Source organism: Pseudomonas sp. AGC41, from assembly GCF_057334555.1.
On record NZ_JBHFJB010000015.1, the window covers coordinates 21,557 to 31,976 of the forward strand.

Consider the following 10,420-nt stretch of genomic DNA (forward strand, 5'->3'; position numbering starts at 1 on the left):
CCCCCCCCCCCCCGCCACAGGTTCGGTATTTTTCTTGAGTGATCGGTACGGCGCAATATCCCGTTCTAGCCCACGGCAGGCGGATGCTGCATCCGCTCGGCAATCCGCCGGGTGGTGTCCATGACCATTTCAATCACGGTTTCCTGGCGCAGCAGCTTGAAGCTGTGGGTGCTGCCGACGGCCGAAAGGCTGCCCACCACCTCATCGAGCCCGGGATTGATGATCGGCGCCGCGATACCGGTCAGCCCTTGGTTGAGCTCATCGTGCGTCAGGCAATAGCCATCCTTGCGGATCTTTTTTGTCGCCTTGGAAAAACCCGCCCAGTCGTAGGTGTTCGCCGGGTCGTGGGCCAGGTGCTCGTCGAACAGCCGCTGCAGCCGTCGACCTTTCTGAAAAGCGATCAGAACCTTGGATTGGGCACCGCGAAAAAACGGCAGCGGGTGGCCGCGGCCGAATGAGAACTGGTAGGTGTCATTCGGGTCGGCGATGTAGGTATTGATGATGTGACCGTCATAAAAAACGCTGGCGAACACGGCGAGGCCGGTCTGTTCGGACAGCTCGTGCATCAGCTCGCGCCCGGCGACGAGGATCGGGTCGTACTGACGCATCATCCAGTCAAGCTCGATGATGCGCGGCCCCAGGCCGTAGCTGCCGGCATCCACCCGGGTCAACAGGCCCGCGTCACACAAGTCCTTGACGTAGCGGTACACGGTCGCCCGCGACAGGCCCATGCGCTCGGCGATGGTGTCGGGGTCGATCTTCAGTCGATCCGGGCCGAAGAGGTCCAGGACGCTCAGCATTTTGCTCAGGCTGCTCATTTCGCTCCTAAAGGGGGGAGTGGCGCGTAGATGGCCGTTTGGGTGAGCACTATAGGTAGGCGCGCCGCCGATGAAAAGCCTGCGCGGTCGCCCATGCGTGCGCTGCCAAGGTAACCCAATAACTGAGAAATACAAGCCTCAAGATCAGCGTTCAAGCCCGATAAAATTACGTAAATCTCAAAATACGAGTTTAATGTTAAAAAATAACTTGTTTTGTCGATTTTCGTGTGTGATAAATCTCAGCCACTGCAAACGCTCGATGAAGAGGGCTGGAAATGAATGGTGCGCAACTGATAGTGAAGGCGGCGGTGGCAAGCGGTATCGAGTACTGCTTCGCCAACCCCGGGACGACCGAGATTCCCCTGGTGGCGGCCATGGCCAGCGCGCCAGCCCTCAAGCCGGTTTTGTCGTTATTCGAAGGGGTATGCACCGGTGCCGCCGATGGTTACGGCCGGATTGCCGGCAAGCCGGCGATGACCCTGACCCACCTCGGGCCGGGCTTTGCCAATGGCATCGCCAATCTGCACAACGCCCGTCGCGCCAACACGCCGATCGTCAACGTCATCGGCGACCACGCCTCATGGCACGTCAATTACGATCCGCCGCTGGCGAGTGATATCCAGGCATTGGCCGGGAGCGTATCCGGCTGGGTGCGCACCTCGCGCACGGCAGCGGGCATCGGCGAAGATTTCCAGGAAGCGGTGCGCGCCGCCTGGCAAGCCAAGGGCCAGATCGCCAGCCTGATCCTGCCGATGGATCTGCAAGCCAGCCCGGTGCAGCGGGAAAAAGCCTTCAGCTCTTTGCAGGCCCCGGTCCGGCGCTTTGCCGGTGACCGGGTCGAGGCAGTAGCGCGGGCGCTGCGTGACGGTCGGCGGCTGGTGTTCATCGTTGGTGATCAGGGCCTCTCGGTCGCCGGCCTGGAAGCGGCGGGGCGCCTGGCCCGGTTGCCCGGCGTGCGGATGTTCGCCGAAACCTTCCCACGCTTGAGCTATCGCGGCGGTGGCCTGCCGGACCTGGATCGCCTGCCTTACTTTCCCGAAGTGGCCATCAAAATCCTCGACCAATACGACGCCGTGGTCTGCGCCGGTGTCCCCGAGCCCATCAGTTACTTCGGCTACGAAGGCATTGCGTCGCGGCTGGCGGAGCGTGAGCGGCTGTTGTGCCTGGCCGAGGTGGGCGACGACGTTGCCGGAGCGCTCACGGCACTGGCCGATGCGCTTGAGGCGCCGGCGCATATACCTACGCCGATCGGGATCGAGCTGCCCGCCGCCGAGGCTGAACTGACGCCTCAGTCGGTCGGGCAGGTGCTGGCCGCGTCGCTGCCGGACGACAGTATCGTTTCCGTCGAAGGCGGCACGTGCGGTTATCCGTTTTTCACCGCCTCGGCCCATGCCGCGCGGCATCGCGTATTGACCAATACCGGCGGCGCCATTGGCCAGGGGATTCCGGTGGGCTTCGGTGCCGCCATGGCCGAGCGGGGCAACAAGGTGTTCTGCCTGCAATCGGACGGCAGCGCCCAGTACACCATCCAGACCTTGTGGAGCATCGCCCGCGAACAACTGCCGGTGGTGATCCTGATCGCGGCCAACCATCGCTACGCGATCCTGCAGAACGAACTGCGCCGCTGCGGTATGACCGAGCTGGGCCCCGAGGCCTTGAGCCTGACGGTGCTGGACCGTCCACGCATCGACTGGAAAGCCCTGGCCAGAGGCTACGGCATGCCGGCCAGCACGGTGCATACCAATGGTGAGTTGCAGCGCGCCCTGGCTAACGCCAAGGCCGACGGCGGCCCATGCCTGATCGAAATGGCACTGTGAAGGAGCGGATATGAGCCAGATCCAATTGTTACCTGCCGTCGAGCAGTTCCTGTCGCAGCCGGGGCGTCTGTTCATTGGCGGCACCTGGCAGGACGCCGCCAGCGGCCGGCGATTCGCCGTGGAAAACCCGGCCACCGAACAGACCCTGGCCGAAGTGGCCGAAGGCGCTGAGCGTGACGTCGACGCCGCCGTTGCTGCCGCCCGCGCGGCCTTCACCGGCAGTTGGGCGCAGCAGTCGCCGGCCCAGCGCGGCCTGTTGCTGTTTCGTCTGGCGGAGCTGCTCGACCTGCATCGCGAAGAGCTGGCGCAACTGATCACCCTGGAAAACGGCAAGCCGATTGCCACGGCCCGTGGGGAAGCGGCGAGCGCGGCCAACATCATTCGCTACTTCGCCGGCTGGCCGACCAAGATCGAAGGCAGCACGCTGCCGGTGTCGCCCGCCAGCGGCGCACCGATGCTCAACTACACCCTGCGCGAACCGGTGGGCGTCTGCGCATTGATCGTGCCGTGGAATTTCCCGCTGACCATGTGCGTGTGGAAGCTCGGCCCGGTGCTGGCGACCGGTTGTGTCGCGGTGCTCAAGCCTGCCGAGCAGACGCCGCTGGTTGCGATTCGCCTGGTGCAGTTGATCGAGGCCGCCGGCTTCCCGGCCGGCGTCGTCAACCTGCTCACCGGCCTCGGTGCCCAGACCGGCGCACCGCTGGCCGGGCATCCGGACGTCGACAAGATCGCCTTCACCGGCTCGACCCAGGTCGGCCGGCTGATCGCCCAGGCGGCCACCGGCAACATGAAGAAGGTCTCGCTGGAGCTGGGCGGCAAGTCGCCGAACATCATCTTGCCGGACGCCGATATCGTCCGGGCCGCCAAGGGTGCCGCCGACGGCATCTTCTACAACCAGGGCCAGGTCTGCACCGCCGGCTCGCGTCTCTACGTACACGCCAGCGTCCTCGATCAGGTGCTTGAAGAACTCCAGCACCACGCGGCCGCGCATGTCCTCGGGCCAGGCCTGGATCCGGCCAGCAGCATGGGCCCGCTGGTCTCGGCCCGGCAATTGGGCACGGTCCGTGGCTACCTGCAACGGGGCCAGGAGGAGGGCGCCGAACTGATCTGCGGCGGCGACCGGCCGGACCACCTGCAGCAGGGCCACTTCATCCGCCCCAGCGTATTTCTTGACCGTGCCGAGCGCGCCTGCGTCGCCCGGGAAGAAATCTTCGGCCCGGTGCTGACCGTCATGAGCTGGACCGAAATCGACGAACTGGTGTTGCGCGCCAACGACTCGCCGTACGGACTGGCGGCCGGTCTCTGGACCCGTGACCTGCGCTCCGCCCATCGCGTGGCCGCGCAGTTGAAGGCCGGGTCGGTGTGGATCAACTGCTGGAACGTCGTCGACCCGGCGTCGCCCTTCGGTGGCTACAAGCAATCCGGTTGGGGACGGGAAATGAGCAAGAACGTGATCGATGCGTACACCGAAACCAAAAGTGTCTTTGTCGATCTGGCCTGAGCGAATAATCACAAGAGGAACTGCTATGGATCTGGAATTGCAAGGCCGCGTGGCAATCGTCACCGGCGGTGGGATGGGCATCGGCAAGGAAGTCGCGCGTTTTCTGTCCCAGGAAGGTTGCAAGGTGGTGATCTGCGCGCGGCGCATGGAGTTTCTCCAGCAAGCCGCCGAGGAGATCAGTGCCGAAACCGGCAACGAGGTGCTGCCGCTGTTCTGTGACACCAACCAGATGTCGGCCGTGTCCGACATGGTCCAGGCCGCCCACAAGCACTTCGGCCGGATCGACATCCTGGTCAACGGCGCCGCGGCCCCGTCCGGCGTGGTGCGCAACGACATCGAGCATGCCGGCGACGACGAACTGCTCTCGGACCTGAACACCAAGGTGATCGGCTATTTCCGTTGCGCCAAGGCCGTGACCCCGCACATGAAGGCGGGCGGCTTCGGTCGCATCATCAACATCGGCGGCCTGACCGGGCGCGGCAGCAAGGTGCTCTCGGGCATGCGCAACCTGGCCATCGCCCACATGACCAAGACCCTTTCCGATCAGTTGGGCCCATCCGGCATCACCGTCAACCTGATTCACCCCGGCGTGGTCGACACCCCGCACATCCAGGAGCTGTACGAGCGCGAAGGGGTCAAGCAGGGCAAGACGCCTGAGCAGGTGGAGCAGGGCTACATCGACGCGACGCCGATCCGGCGCACCCTGGCACCGATCGAAATGGGCTGGCTGATCGGTTTCCTCGCGTCCCCCAAGGCCGGCGCGGTGACCGGCGAATCCATCGGCATCGATGGCGGCCTGACCCGTGGCATCTTCATTTGAGGAGCAGCAGTGATGAGTAACGGAACGCTTTTAGTCGCCACCGTAGGGCAGGCGGTCATCCGCAGCGCCGACGATGGTCGCACCTGGCATCGCCTGGGCCTGGGCCAGGACCTGGAGTTCGATGCAATCACCCGGTCGCTGAGTTTCCACCCAGGCACTCCCGAAGTGATCTACGCCGGCACCGACGTCGGCCTGTGCATCAGCCGGGATGCCGGTGGTTATTGGCAGCGGGTGGATTCGCCGTTCAATGGCGAAACCGTCTGGAAGGTCGCGGTGGATCCGCAGGACGCACAACGCATTTTCGTCGGCACCGGCGCGCCTTCCCGGGCGGTGCTGTGGCGCACCCTCGACGGTGGCCAGAGCTGGGATCGTGCCCCGGTTGAGATCCCGGAGTTCTGCGACGGCGTCAGTCGTCCACGCTTGCTGGCCTTCGCCTTCGACCCGACGGATCGCAACCAGCTCTGGTTCGGCCTGGAAGAGGGCGGGCTATTCCACAGCCGCGATGGTGGCGACAGCTGGACCCGCGTCGATGATCGCTTGCTGTGGGACTACAACTCGGATGTGCACAACATCCTGGTCCTGCCCAACCATGGGCAAAAAGTCATCGTGGTGGTCTGCGTCAACGCTGTCTACCGCAGCCTCGACGAGGGGCAGACCTGGACCGGCATTGTCGCCCGGGAAACCTTCGGCCTGTATTACGTGCGCGCCATGAATGCGCCGCTGGGCAGCGAGGACACCCTCTACCTGAGTATCTCCGACGGCACGCCAGGCACCACCAGCAAGGTGCTGGTTTCCCGGGACGCGGCCTTGAGCTGGGAAGTGTTGCCGCTGTCGCAACAACCCAACTCGTGTGTCTGGGCGATTGCCTTCAACCCGGCTGATCCGCGCCAGATCGTCGCCGGCACCAAGTACGGACACCTGTTCACCTCCGAGAACGGCGGTGATGGCTGGCAGAAGCAGTGGCGTGAATTCAGCGAAATCGCTGATGTGCTCTGGACGCCCGCCGTGGCGCAGATCAAGTCCGGGCATCAATCCATCGTCAAGAAAAACTGAGGTATCGCGCGATGAAAGTCGAGGTCGTTCGTACTCATCTGTCGCTGTTCGTGAGCGACCCTGAAGCGTCGGCGCGCTGGTACGCCGACGTGTTGGGCATGCATGAAAGTGCCCGCGGTGAAAGCTGGATCATGATGGCCTTCGGTGCCAAGCACCACGACATCGCCTTGATCCGCGCAGCACCGGGGGCCCATCAGGGCGGCCTGGGATTGCAGCACTACGGACTGGAGATCGCGGGTGACATGACCACCCTGCGCCAGCTCTACGGCATGTTGCTGAACAAGGGCGTCGAGGTGGTGAAAATCACCGATCACGAGATCGGCAACGGCGTGTATTTCAACGACCCCGATGGCAATCGCATGGAATTTTTCCTTGAGTCCGAACACGACGACGAGCGCGGCAAGGCCCGCTTCAAGGCCGCTGGCGCGCCCAGCCGGCACTTCGATCTCGACCCACTTTGAAAGAGGCTCCCGTTATGAAAACCGCGAATTTCGCCAGCTACCACATCCGCAAATGGTACAGCTTCGTCGAGGAAACCCTGGCCAACGAAACCGGCCAGCTCGCCGATGGCGAGCCGTTGTTCAAATACGCCATCGGCGCGGTGATCGCCAATCCTTATGCCGGACGCTTCAGCGAGAGCCTGGCCGAGCTGATCGAACCGTCACCGTTGTTGGGCGAGGAATTCGGCCGGCGTATCCAGGCACTGGCGGGCGAGCGGCACATCATCAGCTACGGCAAGGCTTGCCTGGTGGGCAGCCAGGGTGAGTACGAACACGGCAATGCGTTACTGACCAACCCGGCGGCGGACCCGATTCGCCTGGCCTTGGGCGGCGGCAAATCCTGGGTGCCTTCCACCGGCAAGCGCGGTGGGCCTGGTACGACCATCGATGTGCCGCTGGCCCACAAGGACGCGCTGTATGTACGTTCGCACTACGACAGCATTTCGCTTTCGCTCGGTGACGGTCCTGCAGCGGACGAGTTGATCATCATCTGGGCCTTCGCCACGCGCGGACGTTTGCACGCGCGTCTTGGCGGCCTCCAGGCAGCGGACGTCAAGGGCAACGACGGCCTGTACTGAAGCGCGCTGATCGCGGGAGCAAATATATGTCGGCAAACAGCCAGTTCTTCACCAATCGGACGGGGATGCGCCTGCGTTATGTGCGCTGGGGCAACCCGTCAGCAACTCCGGTGCTGCTGCTCCATGGGCTGCGCTCCTACGCCCAGACCTGGGCGCCGCTGGCCGCTGCCTTGGGCGAGCAGTACGCCTGCCATGCGCTGGATCAGCGCGGCCGTGGCGAGAGTGACTGGGCCGAGGCGTCCAGCTATCGCACCGAGAGTTACGTGAGCGACCTGGAAGATTGGGTAGCTCATCTGGGCCTGGAGCGTTTTGTCCTGGTGGGCCATTCCCTCGGCGGCACCAACGCGCTGGAGTACGCCCGGCTCAATCCCGGGCGACTGCACGCGCTGGTAATCGAGGACATCGGCCCCGGCTCGTCGATCCGTGGCGAGGGCGCCGAGCGTATCCGCCGCGAGATGAGCCAGACGCCGCTGGTGTTTCCCGACTGGGACAGCGCCGCGCAGTTCTGGCGCCAATCGCGACCGGGTCTGTCGGCCGATGCGCTGGCGTCCCGATTGAGCTTTTCCATGAAGCAGACGCCGACGGGCATCGAATGGCGTCATGATCAGAAGGGCATTGCCGAGGCGCGCCTGAGCATCACCCCGACGGATCTGTGGCCCGCGGTGCGGGCGCTGGATTGCCCGACGCTGTTCATCCGTGGCGCACGTTCGGATTTTCTGCCGCAGGCGACCCTGGAGGCAATGAAAGAGGCCAATGCGCATGTGCAGACAGCGGAAGTCGCCGATGCCAGCCATTATGTCCATGACGACCAGGGCGAAATCTTCAACCGTATCGTCGCGGACTACCTACGCGGCCAGCTTCACAAGCAACTTTCGCAAGCAACTTTCGCAAAACAACAAAAAAGCGGTGAATAGCGATGAAGCAGGACAAAACCCAGGTGGTCATCGTTGGTGGCGGCCCGAACGGGATCACGGCGGCGCATTACATGGGGCTGTACGGGATCGACTGTATCGTCCTGGAACTGGCTGACGGCATCCTGCCGTATCCGCGCGCCGTGGGCATGGACGATGAGGCGCTGCGCGTGCTGCAAGGCATCGGCATTGCCGAACTGGCCGCGCGGGACATGATCTGCAACGTGCCGCTGCGTTACTACAACGCGCGGGGCGTGTGTTTTGCCGAGGTCAAGCCGAGCACGGCCCATTACGGTTGGCCGATGCGCAATATCTTCATGCAGCAGTTGCTGGAAACGACCTTGCGCGCAGAGCTGGGTCGGCACGCGGGCGTCGAGCTGCGTCAAGGCCATGAAATGCTCGACCTGGAGCAGGATGAAGCGGGCGTGACCTTGCAGGTGCGCGACGCCCAGGGTGAGCTGTATCAGTTGAGCGCACAGTACGTGATCGGTGCCGATGGCGGTCGCTCCAGCGTGCGCAAGAAACTCGGTATCGAGCTGCTGGGGCTGACCCATCCGCGCAAATGGGTGGTGGTCGACACGGCCAACGACACCCTGGATGCGCCGTACACAGCCCTGCATGCCGACCCCCAGCGGCCTTTCGTGTGCATCTATTTGCCGTACCAACAACGACGTTGGGAGTTCATGCTGCTGGAAGGCGAAGACGAGGCTCATATGTGCGAGGAAGCGACAATCCGCACGCTGATCCGTGGCCATATCGGCGACGCGGTGGATCAGCTGGAAATCATCCGGATCCGCGCCTACACCCACAACTCGCGGGTGGCGGCGCGGTTTGTCGCCGGCCGCGTGGCGCTGGTGGGCGATGCGGCGCACATTTCCCCGCCCTGGGCCGGGCAGGGACTCAACTCGGGTCTGCGTGACGTGGTCAACGTGGCGTGGAAACTCGCGGCGATCCTCCAGGGCCGGGCATCACCGACGATTCTCGCCAGTTACGACCAGGAGCGTCGCGGTCATGCGACGGACCTCATCGCGCTGGCCGACAACATGGGCGCGGTCCTCGGCCTGACCAACCCACTGATGGCCGGCGTGCGGGACTGGTTGTTCCAGGCAGTGAACAGCGTCGACAACCTTCGCTCGCACTTGCTGGAGTTCAAGTTCAAACCCAAGGCGACCATCACCAAAGGCCTGGTCTACCACGAGCGCGCCGAGCTGCACGAGGATGACCTGGTCGGGCAATTGTTCATCCAGCCGTCAATCGAAGATGCCCAAGGGCAGCGTCGACAGCTGGACGAGGTGCTGGGGCACTCCTATGCGGTGCTCGGTTATCGGGTCAATCCGGCCGCGCACCTGAGCGAAGAAACCGCGGCCTGGTGGGCGCGCTGGGAGACGCGCTTCATCCAGATCAATCGTTCGCGCAGTGGCGTGGGGCGCAACCAGCCCTTGGCGGTCGACGGCGCCATAGGCATTGAAGACGTGGATAACCGTCTGGGCGAGTGGTTTGCCAGGGTGCGCGATTGCATCGTGGTGGTGCGGCCGGATCGGTTTGTCGCGGCGATCACCACGCCCGAGCGGCTTGACGGCGTGTTGCGCAAACTGGCGGAGCAACTGTCATGAGGCGTGAAGATGATCTGTTGATCCGGCTTCACGAAGCAGCGCAGGCGGTACACGCCTTGCCATCGTTGGAGCCACAGGCCTTCGACCTGCAGAAGGGCTACGCCTTGCAGCGCGAGGCATTGCGCCGACGCCAGGCCGGTGGCGAGCAGTTGAGCGGGTGGAAGGTCGCTTTCGCCGGCCGCGCGGCGCAGCAACGCTTCGGGCTCGATGAGCCGGTATTGGGCGGCTTGACCGATGCCATGGCCGTGGAACCCGGCAGCGCGGTGGCGCTTGCACGGCTGATCCAGCCGAAGCTGGAAATCGAACTGGCATTTGTCCTCGGGCGCACGCTGGAGCCTGGTTTTCACAGCGACGAGGACATCCTCGCCGCCGTGTCGGAGGTCGCGCCAGCGTTCGAGATCGCCGATTGCCGCTGGCAGGGCTGGCGCTTTGGTGTCGGCGCGTTCCTGGCCGACAATGCCGCCGCGGGGCTGTACTGCCTGGGGTCACGGGTAGGTTTTGATTCCGACCGACTGTCCGAAGTGAACTATCGCCTGGTGTGTGACGGGGTGTCTTGCGGCGAGGGTAACGTCCTGGCGCGTGAAGACACTCCGGTGGCGAATCTGTGCTGGCTGGTGCGGCGCTTGCTGGCCGACGGGCAGCGCGTTGAAGCGGGGCAGGTGGTGCTTTCCGGGTCTTTATTGGCGCCGTTGGACATCAGGCCCGGCGAATATCGCTTGCATATGCTTGGCATGGAACTGGCTTTGGTTTTCCACCGATAAGAACAATTCTCTCAAGGACGCGATAAACCCGTGGGGGGGGGGGGGGGG

10 protein-coding genes are annotated in these 10,420 nt (G+C 64.0%); 9 read left to right on the forward strand and 1 reads right to left on the reverse strand.

The window, feature by feature from the left end; all coding sequences use genetic code 11:
• Positions 1–65: 65 nt before the first annotated feature.
• Positions 66–818: an IclR family transcriptional regulator gene (locus ACE04F_RS02060; protein WP_486104417.1), complete on the reverse strand. Its 753-nt coding sequence runs from the start codon at positions 816–818 to the stop codon at positions 66–68.
• 275 nt (positions 819–1,093) lie between these two features.
• Here ACE04F_RS02060 and ACE04F_RS02065 point away from each other — a divergent pair, with 275 nt between their 5' ends.
• From ACE04F_RS02065 to ACE04F_RS02105, 9 genes are read left to right on the forward strand one after another with little or no spacing between them, the layout of a single operon-like run.
• A complete protein-coding gene (locus tag ACE04F_RS02065) occupies positions 1,094–2,635 on the forward strand; it encodes an acetolactate synthase large subunit (protein WP_486104418.1) in 1,542 nt (513 codons plus the stop codon).
• A 10-nt stretch (positions 2,636–2,645) separates the two neighbouring features.
• Positions 2,646–4,136 (forward strand): aldehyde dehydrogenase family protein, encoded by a 1,491-nt coding sequence (locus ACE04F_RS02070; protein WP_486104420.1) that lies wholly within the window; start codon positions 2,646–2,648, stop codon positions 4,134–4,136.
• Positions 4,137–4,161: 25 nt separating this feature from the next.
• A complete protein-coding gene (locus ACE04F_RS02075; protein ID WP_486104422.1) occupies positions 4,162–4,956 on the forward strand; it encodes an SDR family NAD(P)-dependent oxidoreductase in 795 nt (264 codons plus the stop codon).
• A gap of 12 nt (positions 4,957–4,968) precedes the next feature.
• The gene (locus tag ACE04F_RS02080; RefSeq protein WP_486104424.1) at positions 4,969–6,009 is read left to right on the forward strand and encodes a VPS10 domain-containing protein; all 1,041 of its coding nucleotides are present in this window, start codon (positions 4,969–4,971) and stop codon (positions 6,007–6,009) included.
• Between the two features lie 11 nt (positions 6,010–6,020).
• A complete protein-coding gene (locus ACE04F_RS02085; protein ID WP_486104426.1) occupies positions 6,021–6,470 on the forward strand; it encodes a VOC family protein in 450 nt (149 codons plus the stop codon).
• Between the two features lie 14 nt (positions 6,471–6,484).
• Positions 6,485–7,087, forward strand: coding sequence for an amino acid synthesis family protein (locus tag ACE04F_RS02090; protein ID WP_486104428.1), 603 nt, complete (start codon positions 6,485–6,487; stop codon positions 7,085–7,087).
• Positions 7,088–7,113: 26 nt separating this feature from the next.
• Positions 7,114–8,001, forward strand: a complete 888-nt coding sequence (locus ACE04F_RS02095; RefSeq protein WP_486104430.1) for an alpha/beta fold hydrolase — start codon at positions 7,114–7,116, stop codon at positions 7,999–8,001.
• 2 nt (positions 8,002–8,003) lie between these two features.
• Positions 8,004–9,611 carry a bifunctional 3-(3-hydroxy-phenyl)propionate/3-hydroxycinnamic acid hydroxylase gene (locus ACE04F_RS02100; RefSeq protein ID WP_486104432.1) on the forward strand — a complete coding sequence of 536 codons (1,608 nt, stop codon included), beginning with the start codon at positions 8,004–8,006 and terminating at the stop codon, positions 9,609–9,611.
• Complete coding sequence (locus ACE04F_RS02105) at positions 9,608–10,372, forward strand: 2-keto-4-pentenoate hydratase (RefSeq protein ID WP_486104434.1); 765 nt, start codon at positions 9,608–9,610, stop codon at positions 10,370–10,372. The genes ACE04F_RS02100 and ACE04F_RS02105 overlap by 4 nt, the downstream gene beginning before the upstream one ends.
• Positions 10,373–10,420 lie beyond the last annotated feature (48 nt).

What these genes read in the sequence shown, in the direction of transcription:
- ACE04F_RS02095 (WP_486104430.1), top strand. Translation starts at nt 7,114, where the DNA reads ATGTCGGCAAACAGCCAGTTCTTCACCAATCGGACGGGGATGCGCCTG.
- ACE04F_RS02085 (WP_486104426.1), top strand. Translation starts at nt 6,021, where the DNA reads ATGAAAGTCGAGGTCGTTCGTACTCATCTGTCGCTGTTCGTGAGCGAC.
- ACE04F_RS02075 (WP_486104422.1), top strand. Translation starts at nt 4,162, where the DNA reads ATGGATCTGGAATTGCAAGGCCGCGTGGCAATCGTCACCGGCGGTGGG.
- ACE04F_RS02105 (WP_486104434.1), top strand. Translation starts at nt 9,608, where the DNA reads ATGAGGCGTGAAGATGATCTGTTGATCCGGCTTCACGAAGCAGCGCAG.
- ACE04F_RS02065 (WP_486104418.1), top strand. Translation starts at nt 1,094, where the DNA reads ATGAATGGTGCGCAACTGATAGTGAAGGCGGCGGTGGCAAGCGGTATC.
- ACE04F_RS02080 (WP_486104424.1), top strand. Translation starts at nt 4,969, where the DNA reads ATGAGTAACGGAACGCTTTTAGTCGCCACCGTAGGGCAGGCGGTCATC.
- ACE04F_RS02100 (WP_486104432.1), top strand. Translation starts at nt 8,004, where the DNA reads ATGAAGCAGGACAAAACCCAGGTGGTCATCGTTGGTGGCGGCCCGAAC.
- ACE04F_RS02090 (WP_486104428.1), top strand. Translation starts at nt 6,485, where the DNA reads ATGAAAACCGCGAATTTCGCCAGCTACCACATCCGCAAATGGTACAGC.
- ACE04F_RS02060 (WP_486104417.1), bottom strand. Translation starts at nt 818, where the DNA reads ATGAGCAGCCTGAGCAAAATGCTGAGCGTCCTGGACCTCTTCGGCCCG.
- ACE04F_RS02070 (WP_486104420.1), top strand. Translation starts at nt 2,646, where the DNA reads ATGAGCCAGATCCAATTGTTACCTGCCGTCGAGCAGTTCCTGTCGCAG.